The following is a 24,051-nucleotide window of genomic DNA, read 5'->3' on the forward strand; positions in this document are numbered from 1 at the left end:
CTTCCAGGAGCCGCCGCGGCGGGCGGCGTGCGACGTCAGGGGGACACGCGAGTGCATCTATGGCCGCACTCCGCATCTGGTACGGCCGAAATTAGGCAGAACAGGTGAAGCCGCCGATGGCCCGAAGTGAACGAGGGGTGAACCCCTGCCGTCGGCCCGGTGAGGTCACGGAACGCTCACGAGGAGGCCACGTGGAGATCCCGGCTCCGCACTCTTCTCACACCTTGTCACCCTCCCGTGGAACCCCGCCCGGTGGGGCGCCGTCTCGTTCCACGGGAAGGTCACGACGGCCGAAGGGCGGGGACATGCAACGGCGTACGTTCATCTCGGGAGGCGCCGCCGCGCTGGCCGCGACGGCGCTCGGCGCCTGCGACACGGCGCCGCGCCCGGCGGCGGGTCCCTCGTCGGCCACGCTGCCCTCCTCCACCACCGCCCTGACCGCCCACGGCACCTCCGGCCCCGGCTCCCCCGTCGCCAGGCCGTGGAGCGGGCTCGGCCAGGACCTCGACGGCACCCTGGTCCGCCCCGGCGACGCCGACTGGACCCCGGCCAGCCGGCTCTACAACACCCGCTTCGACGGGCTGCGCCCGGCCGCCGTCGCCTATCCGGCCCACACCGGCGACGTCCGCACCGTCCTCGCCTACGCCCGCGCTCGCAAGATCAAGGTTGCGATCCGCAACGGCGGCCACTCCTACGGCGGTTACTCCTCCGGCGACGGCCGGCTGATCCTGGACGTCTCCGCGCTGAACAAGGTGAGCGCGAGCGGCGGTCAGGCGGTCGTCGGCGCGGGCGCCAAGCTGATCGACGTCTACCGGGGGCTCGCCGCCAAGGGCGTGACCATCCCCGCCGGTTCCTGCCCGACCGTCGGCGTCTCCGGCCTGGTCCTCGGCGGCGGCCACGGAGTCGCCTCCCGCGCCTACGGGCTGACCTGCGACAACCTCACCCAGGCCACCCTGATCACGGCCGACGGCACCGAGGTCACCGCCGACGACAAGCACCACGCCGACCTGTTCTGGGCGCTGCGCGGCGCGGGCAACGGCAACTTCGGCGTCGTCACCGAGCTGCGCTTTCGCACCCACCCGGTGCCGAAGGCCGTGACGGCGTACCTCGCCTGGCCCTGGTCGAAGGCGGCGGCCGTGGTCAAGGCGTGGCAGGAGTGGGGCCCCGCGCAGCCGGACGAGATATGGTCCGCGCTGCACCTGGAGTGCGCCCCGGGCCGCACCCCGACCGTCTCCGTCTCCTGCTTCTCCGTCGGCTCCTACGACGGCCTCCAGAACGCCGTGGACCGCCTCGCCCACAGCGCGGGCGCGAACGCCTCCTCGGTCAGCCTGCGCCGCCGGGGCTACGAGGAGGCCATGGAGATCTACGCGGGCTGCTCGTCGTTCGCCACGGACGCCCAGTGCCATCTGCCGGGCACCGCGCCCGGCCGCTCCCCTCGCGGTGCGCTGCGCCGGGAGACCTACGCGGCCCACTCGGACTTCTTCGACCGCTCCCTGTCGGCGGCGGGCATCCAGACGCTGCTGAAGCAGATCGGCGCGGTGCGCGGCGGCGCGGGCAGCGTCGCCCTCACCGCGCTCGGCGGCGCGGTCAACCGGGTCTCCCCCACGGCGACCGCCTTCGTGCACCGGCGCTCGCGGATGCTGGCCCAGTACATAGCCTCCTGGAGCGAGGGCACCTCAGGCGGCACCGCCCGCTCCTGGCTGGACGCGGCGCACGACGCGATGCGGCCGTACGCGTCGGGAGCGGCGTACCAGAACTACACGGACCCGACGCTCGCCGACTGGCGCACCGCGTACTACGGCACCGCCTCCGCCAGGCTGGCCGACGTGAAGAAGAGCTACGACCCCCAGCGCTTCTTCGGCTACCCGCAAGGCCTCTGACGCCGCCTCAGCGGCGCCGGCGGCACCGCCGGACCTTAGGGCCTGTCTGACCATTCCCGTCGTCGCCCGGAGGGCGGCCGCGCGGCGAGAGTGCGTGCACGGCGTCGCGCGGCAGAGGAGAATGGTCAGACAGACCCTAGGCGGCCAGGTCCTTCTCGCCCGCTCCGGTGGCCCGGCGGCCGCCGGAGAGCACGGCGCCGTCCCGGTCACCGGGAGCCGAGCGGCCGCGCACCAGCCAGCCCGCGCGCGGGGAGCGCTCGATCGCCTTCATCAGCGGGGTGAGCAGGGCCGTGGCGGGCGGGGAGAGCAGCAGCGCGACCGCGGTGCCCAGCGCGAAGCCGCCGACCACGTCGGTCGGGTAGTGCACGCCCATGTAGACCCGGCAGAAGCCCTCGAGGAGGGCGAGCGCGATGCCCGCCACGCCGAAGCGGCGGTTGGCGACGAACAGTCCGACGGCCATCGCCATGGTGATCGTCGCGTGGTCGCTGCAGAAGGAGAAGTCGCTCTTGCCCGCGATCAGTACGTCGAGCCCCTGGTGGTCGACGAACGGCCGGGGCCGCTCGACGAAGTTGCGGATCGGCGCGTTCACCACGACGGCGAGCGCGGCCGCGAGCGGCGCCCACACCAGCGCGGCCACCCCCGCCGCCGCCTCCCGGCCACCCCGGCGCCGCACGCTCAGCCAGCAGCCGAGGATGAGAAGCACCATGGCGACGGGCAGCCCGTACTCGCCCACGAACTCCATGACCCGGTCGAACCAGTGCGGCGCGGCCTTCGCCAGGCCGTTGATGTCGTACAGCAGCTCGACGTCGGGGTTCGATCCGGATTCGGCGAGTACAGCCGATGCGGCGAGTACAGCCATGGTGCTGCGGCCCCTTCGTCGTCTTCCCGGCACGCCTGGTGCGCGCCGTCCGGCCCCCGTGGTTCGTAGATCCGCTTCCGCTGCACTGGCGCACTGACGTCCGCTCGGCTACGCCAACAGGAACGCACAGCCCCAGCCGGTGCGTTCCACCCTCCACCGAATGATCACGCAGACGTTATCGAAGAGAGACTCATCGCCGCAGCTCAGGGGGTTGGTTCACGCTGTGCTCACACCTTCGTGGGCAGTGCTTTCGCGCCATCCTCGGTGACACGGGTCGCACCGAAGTACTCGGAGGTGTCGATGGGATCGAACCGGATCACCGCCCCGGTACGGGGGGCGTCGATCATATAGCCGCCGCCGACATAGATGCCCACGTGGTGGATGGCGCGTGAATCGGTCAGGTCGTGCGAGAAGAACACCAGGTCCCCCGGGAGCAGTTGGTCGCGCGAGGGGTGCGGTCCCGCGTTGTACTGGTCGTTGGCCACCCGGGGCAGGCTGATCCCCACGCTCGCGTACGACGCCTTCGTCAGCCCCGAGCAGTCGAACCGGCCGCCCTCCGCCGCCGTGCCGTTGCCGCCCCACAGATACGGCGTGCCGAGCTTGCTCTGCGCGAACCCGATCGCCCCCGCGGCCTGGCGGGAGGGGTCGATACGGGTCTGGGGCGCGGCGAAGCTCTTCGACAGGGAGCGGATGCGCTTGACGTAGTTCTGCGTCTCGGTGATGGCGGGGACACCACCGGATCTGATGACCCGGTAGGCGCCCGCGTTGTAGGCGGCGAGCATGTTGTCGCTGGTGTCGCCGGGCACGTCCTTGACGTACTTGGCCAGTTCGCAGTCGTAGGAGGCGGCCGAGGGGATCGCGTCGGCCGGGTTCCAGATGTCCCGCTTGCCGTCGCCGTTGCCGTCGATGCCGTGCGTCGCCCAGGTGCTCGGGATGAACTGCGCGATGCCCCGGGCGTCGGCCGGGCTGACGACGGTCGGATTCCAGCCGCTCTCCTGGTAGAGCTGCGCGGCGAGCAGGGCCGGGGTGAGCGCGGGACACAGATTGCCCCACCGCTGCACGAGGTTCTGGTACGCGGCCGGCACGGCACCCTTGGCGAGCCCCCGGCCCCCGGCGACGACCCCGTTCACGAGGTTCCCGCCGACGACGTACACCCCGACGACGAGCAGCATGACGAAGCCCATGCCGAGCCCTACGGCCGCCCCGCCGATCACCCATACCTTCCGCACGCCCCAACACTGCCCCATGGACGCGCGGTTCATCGCCATTTCTTGTCGAAGTGGCGTCATTTCACGCCGGATCCCGGGCGGATGACGCTTTTACGGCTGTCGGCGGGCGGTGCTCCTCAGCCCGCCGCCGCGCGCTCGTACAGCGCGGCCGCCCCGCGCCCCAGGACCACGCTGTAGGAGACGTCCGGGGTGGAACCCCCGCGCTCGTGTCCGCCGAGCACCCCGACGACCTGGCCGTCCCCGTTGATCCAGGGGCTGCCGCTGGTGCCCCCGGTGAAGTCCGGGCAGGCGATGCGCTGCTGGGTACGGCTGTGCGCGACGGGCTTGTTGGTGCAGCGGATCGGCACCTCGCGCGAGTCGGGATAGCCGGTCACGGTCACGGCGGTCGCGCCGGTGGCCGTACCGGTGACGAACCGGCTGCCTCCCACGACGTCCTCGACCCGCTTGCCGTCCCGCTCGTCGAGATGCGCGAAGGCCACGTCGCTGTCCTCGTCCCACTCCTCGGGCAGCACCCGTGCCCCGAGCCGCCACACCCCGTACGGAGCCCACCCGTCCCGGTACCCCGGCGCGAACACCAGGTCGCCGCCCACCCCGTCCAGACAGTGCGCGGCGGTGACGATCAGATCCCGGTGCGGGCTGTGCACCACGGAGGCGGTGCAGTAGTGCCTGCCCTCGAGCCGCCCGTCCCGGTCCGCCTGGAACAACGCCCCCACCCGGGAGCCCCGCGCGGACACACCGGCCACGGCCGTGACCCCGAGGGGTCCCGGCCCGTCGTCGGCGGCGGCCACGGACGCCGACGTCAGGGCGAGCATCACCACCGCCCCGAGCAACGCGGGCCGGGACGTGACCGGGATGCGAGTGCGCTTCATCAGGGGTCACTGTTCCCCGGGGAGGTGAGAAACCCGCTGAGGCTTGTCTGAGATTTTTCTGTGAACCGCTCACCGCGATCCCGTGCTCCGCGGGCCGGGCGACCCACGGAACGGTCCCTCGGCGCCTCGTGGGCCCGGTCCAGGAGCCCGAGGCGACGGGTTCACGTCAGGTCACGCATACGGCTGATCCGGTTCATGGCGAGGGTCACGGCCGCCGTCGCGGCAGCCGCGGGGACGATCCACAGGGCGTCCCGAGGCCCGGCGGCCCCCGCGAGCAGGCCGGCGGTCAGCGCGCCCACCGGCACGGCCCCCCAGGAGACGAACCGGACGGTCGCCATCACCCGGGGCAGCAGCTCCGCCGGGGTGACGGTCTGCCGGTGGGTGCGGGTGAGAATGCTCAGCACCACGACACCCATCGCGAATCCGAGGCCACCCACCGCGTACAGCAGCACGCCCCAGCCGCCGGAGGCCAGCGGGAGGAGCACGGCGAACAGCGCCCCGGCCGAGGCCGCGACCAGCACGGCACGGGCGCTGCCGAGCCTCCTGGCGACCAGCGGGGTCACGGCCGCTCCCACCAGGCTGCCCAGCCCCTCGGCGGCCATCAGCAGGCCGACCACGCCGACCGGCAGGCCGAGCGTCCGGACCAGGAACACCGGGGCCAGGGCCATCAGCGCCCCGCAGCCGAAGTTGACCAGTGTGGCGGCGCCCGCGCAGGGACCGATGACCGGATGCCGGACCACGAAACGCCAGCCGTCCCGGATCAGCCTCCCGGTGGAGGCGTCCGTCGCCGGACGGGCCTGGCGGTCGGGCCGCGGCAGGCTCTGCAGCAGGAACGCGGAGACGAGGTAACTCACCACATCCACCAGCAGGCTCGCCGCGGCCCCGGCCGTCTGCACCAGGACGCCCCCCAGCGAAGGCCCGCCCAGCTGGGTCGCGGCCGACGAGGCGGAGGTCAGGCTGTTGCGGGCCGTCAGCTCCTCCTTGCTGACGATGAAGGGCAGGAACGTCGAGTTCCCGACGTCGAAGACGACGGTGGCCAGCCCCACCACGAGCGCGACCAGGAGCAGGTGCACGAGGTGCAGCCGCCCGTACGCCGCGGCCAGGGGTATGGACAGCAGCGCCGCCGCCCGCAGAAGGTCCATGGCCACCTGGGTGCCGCGCAGGGGCAGCCGCTGCACCAGCACTCCGGCCGGAAGGCTGATCAGGATCCACGCCACGTAGTTCGCGGCGGTGATGAGGCTGACCTCGAAACTGCTCGCTCGCAGGGTCTCCACCGCCACCAGCGGCAGCGCTATCGCCGTCACCGCGTCCCCGACGCCGCTGACGGTGGAACCCGCCCAGTACCGCCAGAACACGCCCGCGCCACGGGGGCGCGCGGGCAGTTGCTCGTCAACCGTGATCTCGGTCATGGACGATCGACCGCTTCCTCGTACGTCGCTGCCAGAATGTCTTCGATGTCGGCCGCGCACTCCCCGCATCCGGTGGCGGCCTCGCTCCGGTCACGCACCTCGGCCAGAGTGCGGCACCCCTGGCCCACGGCGGTCAGAATCTCGCTCTCCCGTACCCGACGGCACAGGCAGATCAGCGGATCGTCGAGGTCAGGCACCATCGGCGAGCCCTTCCGCCCAGTCGACCAGCTCCTGGTCGGTGAGTGCGGACGCCAGCCGATCGTGGTCCAGAACGGTTCCCGGCAGGGACGGCACGGCCACCACGTACAGGCCCGCACGGCGTGCCGCCGCGACGCCGGTGGCGGAGTCCTCGAAAGCGACCGAACCGGCCGGATCGGCACCCAGCGCCGCGCAGGCCCTGAGGTAAAGATCGGGAGCGGGCTTGGCGGCCGCCACCTCGTCGGCGGCGAAGGACACCGGAAAGAGGCCGGCGAGGCCGGCCGAGGTGAGGGCGGTGTCGAGAAGCTCACGGGGGCTGTTGCTCGCGACCGCCACGGGGACGGCCCTGGCGCAGGCCTTGACCAGCTCGGCGGCCCCGGGCAGCGCGTCGGCACCACCCGCCAGCTCCTGCCTTACGAGGTCGAGGAGCTCTGCGGCGAGGTCGGCGCCGGCTCCCGGCCGGTCGAAGTAGTCGGCCATCGCCTCACCCGCGCCCGAGAGTGTGCGGCCGATCACGAGGGCCTTCTGCTCGGGCCCGAAGTCATGACCGTGCGCGGCGAAGATCCTCGTCTCGGCCCGGGTCCAGCAGACTTCGGTGTCGACCAGCAGCCCGTCGCAGTCGAAGACGACGGCGTGGGGTGTGAGGGGCAGGGGTGTCACGCTTGGTTTCTCCAGTCGGTCGCCGACACGGTCGCCAGCAGGGGCGTCACCCCGGGCTCGTTGCAGTCGATCCAGTCCGTCAGCACCGACAGAACATCCCACCGGGACGAGTCCGGGGGAAGTGCGGTCTCGGCGAGAATCGACAGCCACTGCCGTACGGTGCCGGAAGTGGTGTGGTCACGGGCGAGGCGCCCCCACGCGTCGGAGCGCGCGGCCAGCCGCCTCAGGCTCGCGGCCGAGTCCAGGTCGTGGGCCGGAGCCTCGGCTTCGAGACCGGCGAGCAGGCTCCGGGCCGGGCACTCCTCACCGGTCGACGGCAGTGCCGAGTTCAGGGCGGCGCGCAGCCAGTCGACGCCGGTCCGGTAGCAGAACAGCCGCAACTCCCTCACCAGGTCAGCTGGTTCATCTGCCGTGTGGACGAAGTTGAACAGCCCGTTGACCCTGCCGAAACGGGTCCGCAGATCACGCGCGTGAGCCGCCTGCGGATCGGCGCTCCCCTTCGCCGCGGTCAGCCGGACGCTGGCCGGCAGCCCCTCCGGACGTCGCGTGTCACGCAGCAGGACGAGCAGCGAGGGCCCCGAGCCGAGCAGATGGTCCACGACCGCGATCCGCTGCCGGGAGGCGGCGTTGAACTGATAGCGCCAGATCTCCCTGGTCAGCAGCGGGTCGAAGGTCAACGGACGGGCCGCGAAAGGCCGCCAGCCCTCTTCTTCCAGGATGTCCAGCACCAGCCCGCCGCGTCGGCCGACGATCGCGTCCGGTTTGAGGACCACGAAGGTGGTCGTGTGAAGCCATGCCCGGTCGCTGGGAGACGTGAACAGGTCCAGTCCCTCGCGGGCGTACGGGTCGACGCGGTACGCGGCTCGCTTGCGCGGATCCGCACTCAGGGAGTCGAACGCCCGCCGGCTGACGGCGGACGTCGTCGGTTCCGGTGCCGACGGCGTGACCGGGTCGGCCTCGACGGTGGTCGTGGTCATCGTTTGCTCATTCCTCCGCGTTCGCGGCGTGGCCGGCCAGCAGCGGCAGGACGACGGTGCGGCAGGCCGGACGCTCGGGGTTCACCAGATGCATGTGACGGGCGGCCGCCGCCGTCACGGACGTCACCGCAAGCCCGCGCTCGCTCCATCGGGCGAGCTGGTGATCCGTCAGACGGGCCGGGATCGCCTGGTCGTGCTCCGCGGCGACGACGGTGAGCGAGCGGAGATCGGCCGGATCCGGCTCGGGAGTGGCCTGCTCGTAGGTTCCCCCCGCCGCCAGATGGGCGGCGAGGAACTCCTCGACGGCTCCGCCGCCCACCGCGAGCCGGGCCGCCTCGGCGAGGTCGGTCACCGGAGCGAGCAGCACCGCGGTGGCCGCGCGGGCCGTGCCGGCGACCGCGGCGAGCAGCAGATGCCCACCGGCGGAGTGCCCGACGAGGGTGGCGCCGGCCCAGCGGGCATCGTGCTGCTCGAGCGCCCGCAACGCGGCGCGGCAGTCATCGGCGGCGCCTGGCCACGCCCCGCCGTTCCAGGTGGGCCGGTACTCCAGCACGGCGACCCGGTGACCGCGGCCGACCAGGGCACAGGCCAGCGGCTCCAGGTCCTGGGCGGTGCGGTCGTGCCGCCAGAAGCCGCCGTGCACCAGCACCACCGGAACCGCGGATCCGTCCGGCTGGTCCCGAGCGCCGGTCGCCTCTCGCGACACGTGCTCCGGTTCCGCGGGCCCGTACAGGTCGACGCGCTGCCAGGGCGAGGGACCGTAGCCGAGACGGCCGTAGGTCAGGGTCACGGTCACAGCAGGCCGAACGCTTCGAGGCGGGAGAGCCAGTGGTGCAGCCGCTCGTCGGACATCCGCACCTCGGCGCGGCGCTCGGCCGACTCGTCGGCGGAGCCGTAGCGGTACCAGACGTCACCGCTGTCCCGCCGGATCATGAAGGCGCGGCGCTTGCGCGCCGGGCTCTGAATCATCAGCGAGATGGTCTCGGGCTCGGTGATGGTGGTGTGCAACTGCTCGTGGTCGAGGGTGATGACGCGGCCGGCCGGTTCCTCGCGTACGAAGTACGGCCAGAACCGCGTGACGTCGGCGCTCTCGTCGAGCGGCTGGTCCGTCGCGTACAGGGTGTGCTGATAGGCGCCGTGGAGGATGTAGGCGGTGAAGCTGTAGCGGTGGTTGTGCACCCGCTCGTACTGGTCGGTGTTGGCCAGCCGCAGCCGGATACGCAGGCCCTTGTCCTGGTCGTCCCAGATGACGATCTTGTCATCGAGGGCGTGGCACTCGAACTTCTCCCGCAGCTCGGGTGTCCGCACGGCACGGGCCACCAGGGTGCGCAGCAGCTCCCGGTCGTCGCCCAGGCGGCGGGCGATGGCGTCGGTGATCTCCGCCGCGCTCTCGATCTCGTCCCAGCGGACGACCGGAAGAGAGGCCATCAGCGCCTCGGCCCGGCTCACCGCGCTGTCCGCGGGCGGGTTCAGCAGGACGGTCGGAGCCAGGTCCAGCAGGTCGTCTCCGGGGCGGGTGGCCATCACAGCACCTCCATGGCACGCAGGCGGCCGGTGAGTTCGTCGAAGTAGTCCTTGCTGATGCTCTTGCTGCCCCGGCGCGCGGCCTTCTCCTTGTCCTCGCCGAAGCGCCACCACACGCGGCCGGTCTCCCGCTCGGTGATGATCGAGCGCTCCTTCTCGGCAGGACCACGAAGGAAGAGGGAGACGGTGTCCGGGGTGGTGTACGTGGTGTGGATCTCGCTGTGGTGAAGCGTGTAGCAGTTGCCCGCCTGCTCGTTGGTGACGAACCGGGGCACCACTCGCAGGTCCGTGGGGACGGCGTCGAAGTCGTCCTGGGCGTTCCGCGGGATGTCCTGCTCGTCGAGCCGTCCGACCAGTTCGTGCCGTACGTGCTTGTACTGCCCGCGCATGATCAGCGAGGTGAACGTGAACCGGTGGTCGTGCGGCCGGTCCCGGTGGTCCTCGGTGGAGACGTGCACGCGGATGCGGAACCCGCGGTCCAGGGCGTCGTAGATGACCAGCTTGTCGAGCAGCCGGTGGTGCTCGCACTTGTCGAACAGGTCCTCCTCCTCCCGCGCACGCTCCAGGAGCTGGGTGAGCGTCGCCTTGTCCTCGGCGAGGGCGGTGAGGATCTCCTTGGTCTGCGCACGGGCCTTGGGCAGGTCGGACCAGTCCACGACCAGACGGTCGAGGTCTTCCAGCATGTCGGGCTCCTTGAGTGGCTAGGCGGTGGGGAGTCGCAGGTCCGCGCGGGTGGACAGGCCGAACACGCGGTGCGCGGTGCCGGCGGCGAGGGCGTGCACCTCAGCCGGTGTGAGGCCCTGCGAGGCGGCGTTGGCCTGCTGGCGGGCGAGGGGCATGGAGCCGGCCGCGACGATGCCGTGGTCCTGGTACCACAGGCCGTTGTCCACGATGTGATGGAGATCCTGGCCGCCGAGCCGGGCCGAGTCGCAGCGATCCGTCATCATCATCGAGTTCTCGGCGCCCATCAGCTGTACCGCGCGGGCCGCGATGGCGAGGTCCACGTGCTCGCCGTCGAAGTTGATGCAGGCGGCTATCCGCCCGGCCGCCGCCTGGCGCATGATCGCCGCCGGCACAGGACCCGCGATCTCCGCCATCGACTCCAGTGACCAGGAGGGCAGGTCGTACGACGCGATGAGCGCGTCGCGTTCCGCGCGCGCACGGGAACTGCGAAACGCGTGCCGGATCTTGAGCGGCATGTCGTTGAAGAGGTGGTCCGTGATGACGCGGACACCGTTGCCCGTCCAGACCGACTGCCAGGCCAGCTCGACGATCTCGTCGACGAGTCCGGCGCCGGCCTGCGGGTCGGCCCGGGTGAAGTGCCCGAGTGCCGGGCGGACTCCGTGGGCCATCAGGAGTGGAATGATCCAGTCGAAGCCGGTCTCGCGGGCTCCGGGCTCGTCATGCAGCTCCGAGGCCGGCGAGAACGCGTCCGGTGAGACCACCGTGTAGGTCAGGCCGTACTGCCCGAGCGCGGCGAGACGCTCCCACTCCTGCCGGGTGGGGGCCCAGACCGTGGCGGCAGGGGTGCCGCCGTGGCTGGCCAGCAGCGGTCCCTCCAGCGCGATACCGGCGATGTGCGGGAGCCGCCCGTCACCGCGCATGTGGTGGTACTCGCGGACGAACGCCTCGAACTCCCCGAGCTGCGCCCGGTGGAGGTACATCGTGGGCAGGCACAGGACACCCTCGCGCGCACACCAGGCGTCGAGTCGGTCGAGGTCGACTGTCGTGAAGTCCGAGAAGTCGACATCGCCGAACCCGTGGCAATGGACCTCCACCGGCGGCAGCCCGGGAAGGTCGTCCGATGGCGGCCGCAGCCGGCCTTCGTCAGGGGATTTCACGAGAACACTCCCAATCCTATAAGTCGCACTCTCTCAAGTGTGATTCAGCCGCTCCCGCGACATCCAGCCCGGCCGAGGTCAGGATCCTGCACTGCATCATGCTGAAGGTGTGCAACCTGTTCCACATCTCCTACGGTTGCTTTCAGCGAGGCACCGGCTCTCCTCGGAAACGGGGCGAACGGTGCGGGATTCTCGTGAATTTCCCTGCGAAAGAGAGGTGATTTCCCATGAAGAAGTACACCAAGCCCGCCGCCAAGAAGGTCACGTACGGCACCGTTCTGACGAACGTCGCGTGATATCAGAGCCGGGACGCCCCGCTCCGATCGGAGCCCGGCGTCCCGGCTCTTGCTCTTTTCCTTCCAGAATTCCTGCCCCGAACGGTTTGAAGCGAGGTGAACATGTGCGGCTTGGCCGGCCTGGCCCGCACTGATGGCGAGGTGCTCGACGCTGGAGCGGACGGCCTGCTGGAGCGCATGGCTCACGCCGTGACCCACCGGGGCCCCGATGAGCGGGAACTGCTGCGCGCCGGCCCCGTCGGCCTGGCCTTCACGCGGTTGTCGCTGGTGGACCCGGCCGCGGGCAGCCAGCCGCTGCACAGCCCGGACGGCAGCGTCGTCCTGATCGCCAACGGCGAGGTCTACAACCATCGCGAGCTCGCCGCCGCCCTGCCCGTCGGCTCCCGGCCACGCTCCGGGTCCGACTGCGAGGTGCTGGTCCACCTCTATCAGCAGCGGGGACTCGGATTCCTCGACGACGTCCGCGGAATGTTCTCCATCGTTCTGTGGGACAGAAAACTCAATCGCCTCGTTCTGGCCCGCGACAGGTTCGGCGTCAAACCGCTCTTCTATCACCGTAACCACGAGCGAATCGTGTTCGGTTCGGAGATGAAGGCCCTGTTCGAGGACCCGGCCTGTCCGCGAGAACTCGACTGGGAAGGTGCGCTGACCGACCAGGCGATCAATGGCGCCGTAGAGTTCACGGACGATGCGCCGAAGACCTGGTTCAAGGGAATCGAGACCGTTCCCCCGGGCACGATCCGAACCGTCGACCTGAGCGACGGACGCATTCGAGACCACGTCTACTGGTCTTTTCCCGATCCCCGTGAATTTCGAGACGACCTGTCGGCCGAGGAATTCGTCGAGGAGTACGTCGGACTGCTTGCCGCGTCGGTCGCCGAATGCGAGACCTCGGATGCGGAGCTGGGGCTCTTCCTCAGCGGCGGAGTCGACTCGGCCGCGATCGTCGCGCTCAGCACTGTTCGCCCCCGTACCTTCACGGCGCTGAACGGCAGCACTCTGGCCAACCTGGACGCCGAGTACGGCCGCCGCGTCGCAGACCACTTCGGGCTCCCCAACCACCAGGTGCTCTTCGACACCTCCCAGGTGCCTTCCGCCGAGGAGTGGAAGAGCCTGCTGTGGCTGCTGGAGAGCCCCCAGTGCGGCCCCGAGATCTACTACAAGCGGGAGCTGTACCGCTTCGTCAAGGCCAGGTTTCCCGAGATCAAGGGAATGCTTCTGGGCGGCGGCAGCGACGAGTTCAATGGCGGCTACTCCGTCACCATGGCGGCGGGGGGCGGCTGGGACCGGTTCGCGGCCAATCTCGGAGGAATGGCGTTGCGCGACCATCTCCATGCCCACCGTGGAGCCGCCGTCTGGTGGGACCAGTCCGAACTGCCCCTGGTGCGCGAGGACGTGTTGCGTCGCGGGGCGCCCCCGGAGGACCCGTACGCGCGGTTCCTGCGCTGGAAGTACCGCGACGTCCAGCAGTACAACTGCTGGCACGAGGACCGCACGGCGGCAGGCAGCGGCATCGAGGCCCGGGTACCGTTCCTCGACCACCGCCTGGTCGAGCTGTCCGTGCGGGTCCCGCCGGCCCTGCGCGAGCGGCTGATCTGGGACAAGCGCATCCTGCGGGACGGTCTCGGCGGTGTCCTGCCGCACGAGTTCACCCACCGTCCCAAGGTTCCGTTCTTCTACGGCGACGGCGTCCACCACACCTATCGCACGTTCGCCGCCATGCTCGCCCGGGACAAGGACGCGCTTCTCGACGAGGCTTTGTCCGGCCCAGGGGCCAAGGAGTACCTGGACGCCGACAACGCGCGCGCCACCCTGCGCGCGCTGCAGGACGACCCGTCCTCCGGCCATGTGGAATTCCTCTTGCGCGTGATCAACCTCGGGTTGCTGGAGCAGATGGCCCAGCAGCCGCCCCGCCCGCCGGTGGAGGCCGTCTGGGGGCCGGTGCCGGCCGAACTTCCCGTCACCGACTGGGCGAGCGAGAGCGCCGCCATCGAGGCACGCGTGCTGCTGCACCCGCGACTTCACGAGGCCCTGGTTCCGGTGTGGGACGACAGGGTCCTGCTCCTGTCCGACCAGCGGGAACCGCTCCTGCGATACGTGCTCGTCGACGGCGAGATCGAGTACGTCGTCGACGGCGAGGAGACGCCTGCCTGGCAACGGCTGCTCGACGCCGTCGACGGACAGCAGTCCCTCGGCGAGCTGCTGGCCACGGCGGCCTGTGCTCTCGCCGACGTGGAGGAACTACTGCTGCAGGCCACGGACCTCGGCGTGCTCACCCTCGCCGAGCCGGCGCCGACCGGCGCCTAGCCGTGGCGACGACGGAGGAACAGGAGCGGACGCCCGCCATCGCTGGACCGCTCACCAGCGTCTTCGACTGGGGGCACTGGCCGCTGTCGCGAGGACGGCTCGCCGGGGCCGCGTGTGCGGTCGCGTTCGCCGTGGCCCTGTGCGCGGCCGTCGGCTCTCTCCGGACCATGGGCGTTTTCGTGCTGCTGGAAACGCTGCTGCTCGCGCTGCCTTGGCGCCTGCCCAGGACCGAGCGCTCCGCCGTGGGGTTCTGGACGGAGACCGTGTGCGGCCTGCTCGGTCCTCTCGGTGCGATCGCCGTCGCTGTCTGGAGCGGCGCCGCGTGGCTGAGGCAGCCGGGAGAACCGGCGTGGTACGTCGCCGGTGCCGCACTCGGAGGCGTGCTGCTGTGGCTCGGCGGCATGAACCTTCGTGCCCTGGCCACCGGCGAGCTCTCCTTCCTCGCCGGCCCCACCCGGCCGGCCCACGGGTACGCGCGGGCCACCGCGATCATCGTCGGCCCGTTCGGAGAGGAAGCCCTCTACCGGGGCACCGCTCTGACCGCGGCATCGGCCGTGTCCACACCCGTGGCCCTTCCGCTGGGACTGCTGGCCGCCGTGGCATTCGTCGCCCGTCACCACATCGCTCCCGGTGCCAACGGCCGTGACTCCACCCGGGCCATGGGGGTGGAGGTGAGCGCCGCCGCGCTGCTGCTCGCCCTGACCCTGCTCTCACACTCCGTCTGGCCGGCCCTGCTGGCCCACCTGATCAACAACATCCCGTCGGCCGTGCTCCAGATCCAGTGCGCCCGCTCCGGAAGGGCAGACACCCCATGACCATCGACCTCTCCCGCTGCCTGCCCGAACTGGCCGGCCGCGGTCTGCTGCCCGCCTCGTACCACTCGGCCTTCGTGGTCGGCTCGTTGGCCCGGGGCTGGGCCAACAGGGCCAGCGACGTGGACGTCTACGTCGTCGGCGACGCACCGTGGACCGGCTCGCTGTCCTCCGCGATCCGGGTACCGCTCACCCATGCCGAGGTGCCCACCGAGACCTGGTACACCGGTGACCTGCGGTGGGAGGTGAAGTACTGGACCACCGGGCAACTGGCCGAGATCCTCCGGAAAGTCTCCTGGGACAGCTTCGAAACCGTGTCCCCCATAGGTCAGTTGCTCAGCCGCGACGAGGAACAGCTTCTGGAGCGGCTGCTGTTCTGCCACCCGCTGGACGGCGAGGAGTGGGTCGCGCGGCAGCGCGAGCTGATCGGCTCCTCGGCCTTCGGCGCCTCGGTCGTGTCCTACTGCCTCACCAACGCCGACGACTTCGTGGACGACGCGCTCGGCCAGCTCGCCGACGGCGACACCGCGAGCGCGGTCCTCTCGGCACGGCAGGCGTTCGGACACGTCGTGGACGCTCTGCTCGCCTCCCACGGCGAGTGCAACCGCCTCGTCAAGTGGCGAGCCCGGCGGATGCTCGCCGCACAGCCGGAGGCGCTGCCCTACGAGCGGTACTGGGAGGTCGAGACGATGGCCGGCTTCGACCCCGCCGCCCCCGAGAAGTGGGTGCGGGACGTGGTCGCACTGTGCAAGAGCCTTTCCCTGAAAGTGGAGGTCTGAGAGATGACGACCAGCCCGGCGGCCGAGACCGTGCCCGCCCTGCGACCCGAGGCCCGGTTCCGCAAGTTCCGCGGCAAGACGATGGTGGCGTACGGCCCGAACGCCCTGGAGCTGTCAGAGACGGCGGCCTTCGTCGTCGCCCACGTCGACGGACAGCGCTCCGTGGCACAGCTCGGTGCCCTGCTCGCGGAGGAGTACGACATCGACGCCGTGGAAGGCGTCGCGGACGTCCACGAGCTTCTCACCGAGCTGGCCGAGTCCGGGATTCTCACCCTGCGACACGCCTGAACCGACACGGCGACCGAGCCGACGAAGCCGCGCATGCCTGGCGACCACCACTGGCACGAACAGATTGGAATCCACTCGATGTGCGGGATCGTCGGGCTCTTCACTGGCTGCTCCGCCCTCACCTACTGCCCCCGCCGGGCCCTCACGCCGACCGGCACCCGGACGAACGGGCAGGACGCGCCACCAAAGAGCGGCAAGTCCGAGGAGGCCGGCGGACCGGGCGAGCCGTCGTACACCAGCCCGTTCTCCCGCTGGGACGAGCGGGCAGCCGTACGCCGCTCGCCCCGGCGCGTGCTCGACGACTCCGACTCGCCGACGTCCCGTTATTTCTCTCCCGACCTGGTCCCCGTGGCCCGCCACCGGCTGGTCACCGGGCTGCGCCCCGAGCTGTTCGACGAGATCCTGGTCCAGCACCTGTACCGCTACCTCGACTTCACGGCCAAGCTGGAAACAGTGGTCGTCAACCGGACGGTGCTGGGCATCGCCACGGGCTCGGTCGGCATCGGGCTGCCGGAGGACATGCGCTTCGACGCCTACAAGATCTACTGCGACGAGGCCTACCACGCTCTTTTCTCCGTGGACCTCATGCGTCAGGTAAGAGAGGCCACCGGCATCCGTCCGCTGCTGCCCGAACAGCCCTACTTCCTGCGGCGGCTGGCCGAGATCCAGGAGTCCCTGCCCCCCGAGGAACGACCGCTCGCGGAACTGCTCTTCGTGACCGTCTCGGAGACCCTCATCTCGGCCAGCCTCGCCGAGCTCCCGGCCGACGCCACCGTACTGCCCGCCGTGCGTGAGTCGATCCGCGACCACTCCGCCGACGAAGGCCGCCACCACGCGTACTTCGCGATGTTCCTGCGCTACCTGTGGGCCTCCCTCGATCCGGCCGGCCGGCGCGCGGCCGCCCTGTTGGTGCCGCGTCTGATCACAGCCTTTCTGCAGCCCGACCGCGATGCCATCCGCGGGGAGCTGCTGGCATACGGGCTGGGACGGGACGACGCCGAACAGGTGCTCGCGGAGGTATACGACGAGGAGACCGTCGCCACGCACACCCGGGCGACGGCCAAGCGGACCCTGCACTACTTCACCGCCCTGGACGTACTCGACGATCCCCGGGCCAAGGAGGAGTTCCACGCCTACGGGCTGCTCTGAGCGCGCCCACGGTGCGTGCGGGCCGAGGACCGGTGACCGGTTGGGGCTCCTCGTCCGGGCGGGAAGAGCCGGGCTGGTCCTGTCACGTTCGTGCGGCTTCGCCGGCTCCGGACCCCTGCGGCAGCGACGGCACGTTGGCCTGAGCGGGGCGTTCGGAGGCGCGACGGCCCCAAGTGGTCCCGGCCAGAACGAGAACGGCACCCGCGCATCCGAGGGCCCCCAGGTGATCGCCTCCGAACGCGACGCCGATGACCGCGGCCCACAGGGGTTCGGTCCCCTGGAGCAGGCTGACGCGGGACGGGGAGCTTCGCCGTACGGCCCAGAGCTGGACGAAGAAGGCGAACAGGGTGCACATGAAGGACAGGTAGAGCAGGTTGATCCACTGGGCACCGGTGAAGGATGCCGCCAGTTCCCAGGGCGGCGTTCCCCCCAGGGGAGCGAGAAGCGCGAACGCGACCACGGCGGTCCCCAGTTGGACGAAGGTGAGAGCCGCGTCGTCGGTGGCGCGCACGGCAGGGAGTCTGTGGGTGACCAGCACGTTGGCGGTGCGCGCGAGGGCGGCCAGCAGTATGAGCAGGTCACCGAGGGAAGGCGTGGTGAACCCGGCCCCCTGGGTGAGCAGGGCGACACCGAGCACGGAAAGCGCGGCCGCGGCCAGGAAGGACCGGCTGGGCGGAGTACGGCTCAGGACGGCTTCGGCGAGCGGCGTGAAGATCATGGTGAGGCTGATGATCAGTCCGGCGTTGGTCGCCGAGGTGTGGACGACGCCGTAGGTCTCCAGCAGGAAGATGACGGTGAGGATCACACCCAGCACGACGCCCCCGCGCACCTCATGTGCCGTCAGCCGTCGCAGCGCGCCGTGGGCCGCCAGTCCGAGGAGCGGGACAGCGATCAGAAAGCGCAGCAGGAGCAGGGCGATGACGGTGTCGGGGTGCGTGATGTCCTTGGTCGCCAGGTAACTGGAGCCCCAGACGATGGCGACCAACAGGACGGGGCTGTCGGTCAGCCAGGCTCCGGGCGAGCCGGCTCGGGCAGCGGGCATGGGCGGTCCTCCTGGGGAACGGGCCGGTCTCCGGCCCGTGACGCTGCCGGGCCGGACCGGCGGAACAGGCGATCAGCCGGCGGTGTAGGCCATGACCAGGACATCGCGGTGAGCCGGGGCCGTGGTGTCGACCGGGTGGAGAGGGGTGACCGAGTGCAGGGTCCGACGGTCGTCTCCGAGGAGCAGATCGCCGGGCTGGGAAAGGGTCGTGGTCAGCAGCCCCTCTCCGTCGTCGGAGCAGACGGAGCTCTCCCCACCGGTCACGTTGATCCGGTTGATGAGCAGGGACGTGATGAAGGTGACGCCGTCGCGGTGACGGCCCTCCGGGGCGGGCCGGCCGACCTCGGACCCCGCGGTGATCCGGTAGGGGTGGAGCTTGATGTTCCAGCGCTGGGTACCGTCGACCGCGCTGAAGACGCGGCCGAGGGTGACCAGGAGGGTGGGCAGCATCGGATCTCCGGTGAAGGAGTCCGTCAACGGCTCGAAAAGCCGGTCCACCCCGCCATTGAGCGGATTGACGTCGCTTTCCTGCCGGTACGGCTCGTGCGGGAGCAGGACGAGTTCACCCGTCCCCGGGTCCAGGTCGTACTGACCGTAACGCCGGTAACGGTACGAGCCGCCGTCCGCCATGTGGGTGTCCCGTTCGAGGTCGTCCCAGTTGCGGCCGAAGCGCAGCCAGTCGGCGGGTCCGACCCCGAGGAGCCGGGAGAGTCCGGCGGAGGGGAGCAGGTATCCGCCCGGTCCGGCCAGAGCGCCGATGGCGGCCTCGACTTCGGGTAGCAGCGTGATGTTGCTGGTCACGACGGTTCGTTCCCTTCCGGCAGTCAGGCGAAGGCAGGCTCGGGCGCGGTGTGGGGAGCGGATTCGAGGGCGATGGAGTCCGCTTCCCACCGCTCACGGTCACGCACATAGCGCGGGTTCGGGGAGGTGATCGCACGCGTTTCGGCTCCCCCCGGGCGGAGGTGCCACGTGACCTGCCCGGTCGTCCGCTGAGCGCAGGTGTCGATGAACCGCTGTGCGGCGGTGCGCAGTTCCCCGAACCAGCGCCCTTCCAGCGCCTCACGCACCCAGACCTGCTCCAGGTGCTGCTTCTCACGGATGAGTTCGGCGTCCAGGCAGGCGGATTCGATGTGCCGGTAGGAACGCAGCAACAGCCAAGCGGCCGGCATCTCGCGTATCTCCAGGACTTTTTCACCGTGGTCGAGGTGTTCCAGGCCCGAGTAACGGCCCAGTCCGTAGGCCCCCGCCCGTCGGTTCAGTTCGGCTATCAGATCCACCAGGGGCAGGTGTTCCCCGTCGACCAGAACGGGGTGTCCGGACTCGAAGCCCACCGAGACGGTCCCGGGCGCCGCCTGGAGGTCCGGGACACTCCAGCGGTACATCTCCTCCGGCACGGCGTGGTTCTCGGGGTCGTCGAGGATGCCGGACTCGAACTCACGACACCACAGGTTCGAATCACCGCTGACCACGCGTCCGTCGAGGAGGTCGACGCCGGCGGCCCGCAGAGCGGCGTGCTTGTCGTCGCGGTCGACCGGGTCCAGATCGTACGGGCTGCCGTACACCCCCTGGTATCCCAGCAGTCGCAGAGCACCGTTGAGGCGACGCAGGGTGTTCTGCGACCGGTTCGCGGTATGGAGGACCGCCTGAGCGCCCAGCGTGTCCGCGAGTTCGACAGCGGCTCGGGCTATCAGAGGCCGGCTCAGCGTCGAGCTGACCGGGTGGATGCCGAGGTACACGGCTTGGGCAGCGATCGCCGGCGCGACGAAGGAATCCGCGAATTCCTCCTTGCGGTCCAGGATGTGCAGCTTCACACCGAGGGCGTCGGCGATCTGCTGTTTGTGGACGCTGGACTCGTCCTCGCCCAGGTCGACGCTGACGGCGTGAATGTCCGTGAGCCCCATCTGCTGCAGGCGCAGCAGCAGGTAGCTGCTGTCCAGACCGCCGCTGAAAAGCGTCACGACCGGACGGGAGGGGTCGAGCCGGCTCTCGATCTGCCGGAAGGAACGGATAGGGGGCGTATGCATGAGGTCCTCCAACGAGAACCGTGCCGTGCGGAGGCCCGCACGGCACGACACGGTTGACCGGAGTGGGGGTACTACGGCAGGGCCCACCCGACCGGTCCGGCACCCGGCGCCGTGGACTCCATGGCGTTGGCCGGGCCACCGGCGTCGCGCGACTCCACGGGGCCCGACGCCATGGCGCGATCAGCCGCGGGCGGGCGGGACCACGACCCCGAGGATCAGGTCCCACCGAATGTCGTTCGCCGTCGCGACGGACGCGAGCCGGGACGGTACGTACACCTGCGAAGCCATCTGAATTCCCCCTTGTCAGCAAGCGAATGATTGCCGTCAGCGACGACCTCGCCACAGTCGCCCACGCACCTCGTCGATCTCCAGCCTCGCGGGCATCATCTACATGCACTGCATGAACATGAGCGCGCCTCGCCAGCTGTGCGGTTGACCGCGGGTCCCTCCTTCAGCTTCCTGCAGTGCAGCAAACTGGGCCGGACCGCGATGGACCGGTACGCCGGTGCGCCGCACAGTGGAGATCGAATCGGCTGTCGCCCACGGCCTCGATCCCGTGCAGTGGGCCTGAGAGAAGAGATCTCGTTGCCCGCACCCGTGCCTGCCACCGACGTCCCCCCGCTGCGCCGGCGCTCGGTCTCCGGACCGCTGCGCATCGGTGTCCTGGTCTCCGCGACCGGAGCCAATCTGAGCACGCTGATCGGGATGAGAGACGCGCACCCGCAGGAATTCGACGTGTGCCTCGTCGCTTCACACGGGGAGCAGGTCAAGGCACTGGACGTGGCACGCCAGGCCGGAGTCGAGGCGTGGACGGGCGACTTCGACCGCTACTGCGGCATCGCATCGGCCGCGCGTGACGCGAGAGGACGCGCACGGTACCGGGCCCGGGCCCGGCAGTGGCACGACGGTCTGGACGCACGGTTGACCGACTGGGAGCGGCGCAACGGCGAACTGGACCTGGTCGTCCTCGCCTACCACCGCTGGATCGACGGCAAGCTCCTCGAGCACTACCGCGGCCGCCTGATCAACCAGCACCCGGCGGACCTGTCGGTCTTGTCGGACGGCGGGGTACGGGCGTTCACGGGCAGGGATCCCGTGCGGCTGGCCATGGCCGCAGGCCGACCCACCACCCGGACCTCCTGCTTTCTGGTCGACGAGACCCAGGACGGGGGCGCGGTGCTGGCCATGGGACCGGAAGTACCCGTGGGAACCCGGCGGCCCACCCCCGAGGACGCCTGGCAGCAGGAGCTGGAGCAGAAGAGCCGCAGCGACCGACCGTGCCTGCGGTGGACCGTGCGGGCGTTCGCGGCAGGCAGGCTCGCGCTCGGCGACGGCACCCACCCCGACGGCAGCCGTGTCGTACTGGTGGACGGAGCGCCGACGCCGCTCGGCGGCCGACGGCTGAACGAGGAGGCATCCGCGTGACCGAACCCGAGAACACTGCTCGCATCCCCGCCTACGCCGGAGCGGGCAACCTGGTCTACCGCGAGCCCGACGTCCCCCGCTTCGTGGCGGGCGACGGCTGCTGGCTGACCGCTGCCGACGGACGCCGGTACCTCGACGCGGAGGCTGCGAACGGCACCGTCGCCTGGGGCTACGACGCCGGACTGCTGCGCGAGGCGCTGACGCGCTGCGAGCAACTGCCCGCGTTGCCCTCCTTCTGCGAGTCGGAACTCCGGCTCAAGGTACTGTCCCGGTTGGAAAAGCTGGTGTCGGAGCCCCTCGGCGTACCCGGGCGAGTGGAACTGGACCTCGGCGGCGCGCAGGCCATGGAGACAGCCCTGCGCATCGCCTTCGCGGCCAACGGTCCCGGCACGGTCGTCGTCTTCGAAGGTGCCTTCCACGGCCGCTCCGGGGTGACGAGCATGCTCAGTTCGAGCCCGCGCTACCGCGAACTTCTCGCCGCATGGGGCCTGGAGGTGGTGCGCCTGCCCAGCCCGGACTGCCGGCAGTGCCCTCACGCGCCCCTCGACGGCACATGTGCGACAGGCTGCGGCAAGGCCGTCGCCCGCTGGGGATCGGAGCTGAGCGGTGTCGGGGGCAACGGCTTCGGCCGCAAGGTGTCGGCGTTCGTCTTCGAATCCGTGCAGAACGTCGGTGGCATGGTCGAACCCCATCACGAGCTGCTGCGCTCCGCCGTGGACCACGCGCGGGAGCAAGGTGCGGTGATCATCGCGGACGAGATCTTCACGGGTATGCACCGGGTCGGCCCCCGCTGGGGCTTCCAGCGGGCCGGTATCGCCCCGGACGTCGTGGTGACCAGCAAGGGGCTGACCAACGGCGGTGCGGCGCTGAGCATGGTGTGGTCGCGCGAGCCCCTCGGCCATCCGGACCGCTACCGGCCCGGCAGCCACTCCTCCACCTACATCGGCATCCCGCACGCTCTCGCTGTCGTCGACACCGTCCTGGACCGCTGGGAGCGCTGGACGACGGTGGACAAGGACATCCTGCTCCTGGAAGAAGGTCTGCGGGAACGGCTGTCCGCCGTCGCCGCGCGTCACCCCGCCCTGGTGCACGGCGTCGACGCGATGGGCGGCACGGCGCGCATCGTGCTCAACGGACCGCACGCCGGCAGACTGCGCCATCTCTTCCGCTCGGCGCATCCGCGGGCCGGAGTCCTCGTCGCGACGACCGGCATGGCACCCGACATCATCAACGTGCACCCCCCACTGGTGGTCCGAGAGGCCGAACTCGACGTCTTCGCGGAGGTCTTCGACACCGCACTGGCCGGGATCGTCTGATGGGGGTGGAGACGGAACGCAAGTTCCTCGTGCGCCCCGGCTGGCGCGAGGCGGTGGTGCGGACCCACGGCGTCCGTCAGGGCTACCTGTCCGACAACCCCGACCGGGCCGTGCGCGTGCGGGTCACGGACGGGCAGACGGCCACTCTCACCGTCAAGGGACCCCGCTCGGGCGCACACCGGCCCGAGTTCGAGTACCCGGTGCCGCTCACCGACGCCGAGGAGATCCTTGCCCGGCTGTGCCCGCAGCCGCTCGTGGAGAAGGTCCGGCACCACCTCGGCGCCCCGTACGCCGGCTGGACGGTGGACGAGTTCTACGGCTCCAACGCCGGACTGGTCCTGGCCGAACTGGAATCCGCCGACGCACCGCTCGTCACTGAGCTGCCCCCCTGGGTCACCGAGGAGGTCACCACGGACCTCCGCTTCGACAATGCCCGACTGCACACAGCCCCCTATCCCGGATGGGCCGCGCCCGCGACCGTTCCCTCACCGCTGTGCGACCCCACCGACGCCGCTCTGGTGATCTTCGACAACGATGGCGTACTGGTCGACTCGGAGCCCGTCGCCAACCGGGTGCTTGCCGCCCTGCTCACCGATTCCGGGTTCCCCACCACGGTCGAGGGCAGCATCCGCCGCTACATGGGCGGCACCGTGGACCGGGTGCGCGAAATGATCCGCGCGGAAACGGGACGCGAGTTGCCGGCCGACTTCCAGCAGCGCTACCGGGAGCGGCTCAAGACGGCCTTCGAGCGAGAGCTGCGCGCCGTTCCCGGGATCGTGGACGTGCTGACCACCCTGAGCGAACGCGGCATCCCGTTCTGCGTCGCATCGAGTTCCCCGCGTGATCGCCTTCACCTCGCACTCGAGGTCACGGGACTCGCTCCCCGCTTCGGGCAGCGGGTGTACTCGGCGGACGACGTCCTGCGCGGAAAGCCCGCCCCGGACCTGTTCCTGCACGCTGCCGTGCGCATGGGCGTCGATCCGGCCCGAGCGGTGGTCGTCGAGGACAGTGTCCCGGGGGTCGACGCGGCGGTGGCCGCCGGCATGACGAGCATCGGCTTCGCGGCGCTGACCCCGGCCGACCGGCTGAGCCGGGCGGCGTACGTGGTCCGGGACACCGGCGGTCTGACAGAACGCCTCGGTCTGTCCGTACGGGCGGCATGAAGCG

At 70.6% G+C, this 24,051-nt stretch carries 23 protein-coding genes; 9 read left to right on the forward strand and 14 right to left on the reverse strand.

The window, feature by feature from the left end; genetic code table 11:
- Positions 1 to 305 precede the first annotated feature (305 nt).
- Positions 306 to 1,880: an FAD-binding oxidoreductase gene (locus ACWEEU_RS02150; RefSeq protein ID WP_451727503.1), complete on the forward strand. Its 1,575-nt coding sequence runs from the start codon at positions 306 to 308 to the stop codon at positions 1,878 to 1,880.
- Positions 1,881 to 2,016: 136 nt separating this feature from the next.
- Here the strand turns inward: ACWEEU_RS02150 and ACWEEU_RS02155 are convergent, their stop codons facing one another.
- From ACWEEU_RS02155 to ACWEEU_RS02205, 11 genes are all read right to left on the reverse strand, one after another.
- Positions 2,017 to 2,739 (reverse strand): phosphatase PAP2 family protein, encoded by a 723-nt coding sequence (locus tag ACWEEU_RS02155; protein WP_385742571.1) that lies wholly within the window; start codon positions 2,737 to 2,739, stop codon positions 2,017 to 2,019.
- A gap of 227 nt (positions 2,740 to 2,966) precedes the next feature.
- Positions 2,967 to 3,923, reverse strand: a complete 957-nt coding sequence (locus tag ACWEEU_RS02160) for a C40 family peptidase (RefSeq protein WP_385742635.1) — start codon at positions 3,921 to 3,923, stop codon at positions 2,967 to 2,969.
- A gap of 161 nt (positions 3,924 to 4,084) precedes the next feature.
- Positions 4,085 to 4,837 carry a trypsin-like serine peptidase gene (locus tag ACWEEU_RS02165; RefSeq protein WP_385742573.1) on the reverse strand — a complete coding sequence of 251 codons (753 nt, stop codon included), beginning with the start codon at positions 4,835 to 4,837 and terminating at the stop codon, positions 4,085 to 4,087.
- A gap of 161 nt (positions 4,838 to 4,998) precedes the next feature.
- Positions 4,999 to 6,246, reverse strand: a complete 1,248-nt coding sequence (locus ACWEEU_RS02170) for an MFS transporter (RefSeq protein WP_385742575.1) — start codon at positions 6,244 to 6,246, stop codon at positions 4,999 to 5,001.
- Complete coding sequence (locus tag ACWEEU_RS02175) at positions 6,243 to 6,446, reverse strand: (2Fe-2S)-binding protein (protein ID WP_385742577.1); 204 nt, start codon at positions 6,444 to 6,446, stop codon at positions 6,243 to 6,245. Before ACWEEU_RS02175 ends, ACWEEU_RS02170 begins: the two co-directional genes overlap by 4 nt.
- The gene (locus tag ACWEEU_RS02180) at positions 6,436 to 7,104 is read right to left on the reverse strand and encodes an HAD family hydrolase (protein ID WP_451727509.1); all 669 of its coding nucleotides are present in this window, start codon (positions 7,102 to 7,104) and stop codon (positions 6,436 to 6,438) included. The genes ACWEEU_RS02175 and ACWEEU_RS02180 overlap by 11 nt, the downstream gene beginning before the upstream one ends.
- Positions 7,101 to 8,081: a nucleoside-diphosphate kinase gene (locus ACWEEU_RS02185; protein ID WP_451727512.1), complete on the reverse strand. Its 981-nt coding sequence runs from the start codon at positions 8,079 to 8,081 to the stop codon at positions 7,101 to 7,103. The genes ACWEEU_RS02180 and ACWEEU_RS02185 overlap by 4 nt, the downstream gene beginning before the upstream one ends.
- 7 nt (positions 8,082 to 8,088) lie before the next feature.
- A complete protein-coding gene (locus tag ACWEEU_RS02190; RefSeq protein WP_451727515.1) occupies positions 8,089 to 8,877 on the reverse strand; it encodes an alpha/beta hydrolase fold domain-containing protein in 789 nt (262 codons plus the stop codon).
- The gene (locus tag ACWEEU_RS02195; protein ID WP_451727518.1) at positions 8,874 to 9,605 is read right to left on the reverse strand and encodes a hypothetical protein; all 732 of its coding nucleotides are present in this window, start codon (positions 9,603 to 9,605) and stop codon (positions 8,874 to 8,876) included. Before ACWEEU_RS02195 ends, ACWEEU_RS02190 begins: the two co-directional genes overlap by 4 nt.
- The gene (locus ACWEEU_RS02200; protein WP_385742587.1) at positions 9,605 to 10,288 is read right to left on the reverse strand and encodes a hypothetical protein; all 684 of its coding nucleotides are present in this window, start codon (positions 10,286 to 10,288) and stop codon (positions 9,605 to 9,607) included. The genes ACWEEU_RS02195 and ACWEEU_RS02200 overlap by 1 nt, the downstream gene beginning before the upstream one ends.
- Positions 10,289 to 10,306: 18 nt before the next feature.
- Positions 10,307 to 11,446, reverse strand: a complete 1,140-nt coding sequence (locus ACWEEU_RS02205; protein WP_385742589.1) for a hypothetical protein — start codon at positions 11,444 to 11,446, stop codon at positions 10,307 to 10,309.
- 407 nt (positions 11,447 to 11,853) lie between these two features.
- On the opposite strand from ACWEEU_RS02205, the gene asnB reads away from it, so the two are divergent.
- The 5 genes from asnB to ACWEEU_RS02230 are packed head-to-tail and all read left to right on the forward strand — an operon-like array spanning position 11,854 to position 17,077.
- Complete coding sequence (asnB, locus tag ACWEEU_RS02210) at positions 11,854 to 14,049, forward strand: asparagine synthase (glutamine-hydrolyzing) (RefSeq protein ID WP_451727523.1); 2,196 nt, start codon at positions 11,854 to 11,856, stop codon at positions 14,047 to 14,049.
- Between the two features lie 2 nt (positions 14,050 to 14,051).
- Positions 14,052 to 14,864: a CPBP family glutamic-type intramembrane protease gene (locus tag ACWEEU_RS02215; RefSeq protein ID WP_451727526.1), complete on the forward strand. Its 813-nt coding sequence runs from the start codon at positions 14,052 to 14,054 to the stop codon at positions 14,862 to 14,864.
- Entirely contained in the window at positions 14,861 to 15,640 is a 780-nt protein-coding gene (locus tag ACWEEU_RS02220; protein WP_385742595.1) for a nucleotidyltransferase domain-containing protein, read from the forward strand. Before ACWEEU_RS02215 ends, ACWEEU_RS02220 begins: the two co-directional genes overlap by 4 nt.
- Before the next feature lie 3 nt (positions 15,641 to 15,643).
- Positions 15,644 to 15,928 (forward strand): PqqD family protein, encoded by a 285-nt coding sequence (locus ACWEEU_RS02225; protein ID WP_385742597.1) that lies wholly within the window; start codon positions 15,644 to 15,646, stop codon positions 15,926 to 15,928.
- Positions 15,929 to 15,961: 33 nt separating this feature from the next.
- Complete coding sequence (locus ACWEEU_RS02230; RefSeq protein ID WP_451727531.1) at positions 15,962 to 17,077, forward strand: diiron oxygenase; 1,116 nt, start codon at positions 15,962 to 15,964, stop codon at positions 17,075 to 17,077.
- Between the two features lie 82 nt (positions 17,078 to 17,159).
- Here the strand turns inward: ACWEEU_RS02230 and ACWEEU_RS02235 are convergent, their stop codons facing one another.
- The 3 genes from ACWEEU_RS02235 to ACWEEU_RS02245 form a co-directional block, all read right to left on the reverse strand.
- Positions 17,160 to 18,119: a DMT family transporter gene (locus tag ACWEEU_RS02235; RefSeq protein WP_451727534.1), complete on the reverse strand. Its 960-nt coding sequence runs from the start codon at positions 18,117 to 18,119 to the stop codon at positions 17,160 to 17,162.
- Positions 18,120 to 18,191: 72 nt separating this feature from the next.
- Positions 18,192 to 18,920, reverse strand: coding sequence for a 2OG-Fe dioxygenase family protein (locus ACWEEU_RS02240; protein ID WP_451727537.1), 729 nt, complete (start codon positions 18,918 to 18,920; stop codon positions 18,192 to 18,194).
- Positions 18,921 to 18,943: 23 nt separating this feature from the next.
- A complete protein-coding gene (locus tag ACWEEU_RS02245) occupies positions 18,944 to 20,143 on the reverse strand; it encodes an argininosuccinate synthase-related protein (RefSeq protein WP_451727540.1) in 1,200 nt (399 codons plus the stop codon).
- A 585-nt stretch (positions 20,144 to 20,728) separates the two neighbouring features.
- Here ACWEEU_RS02245 and ACWEEU_RS02250 point away from each other — a divergent pair.
- From ACWEEU_RS02250 to ACWEEU_RS02260, 3 genes are read left to right on the forward strand one after another with little or no spacing between them, the layout of a single operon-like run.
- Positions 20,729 to 21,568, forward strand: a complete 840-nt coding sequence (locus ACWEEU_RS02250; protein ID WP_451727543.1) for a formyltransferase family protein — start codon at positions 20,729 to 20,731, stop codon at positions 21,566 to 21,568.
- Positions 21,565 to 22,884, forward strand: coding sequence for an aminotransferase class III-fold pyridoxal phosphate-dependent enzyme (locus tag ACWEEU_RS02255; RefSeq protein WP_385742609.1), 1,320 nt, complete (start codon positions 21,565 to 21,567; stop codon positions 22,882 to 22,884). The genes ACWEEU_RS02250 and ACWEEU_RS02255 overlap by 4 nt, the downstream gene beginning before the upstream one ends.
- Entirely contained in the window at positions 22,884 to 24,047 is a 1,164-nt protein-coding gene (locus ACWEEU_RS02260; protein ID WP_451727546.1) for an HAD-IA family hydrolase, read from the forward strand. Before ACWEEU_RS02255 ends, ACWEEU_RS02260 begins: the two co-directional genes overlap by 1 nt.
- The last annotated feature ends 4 nt before the right edge of the window (positions 24,048 to 24,051 follow it).

Source organism: Streptomyces sp. NPDC005004 (assembly GCF_053600675.1).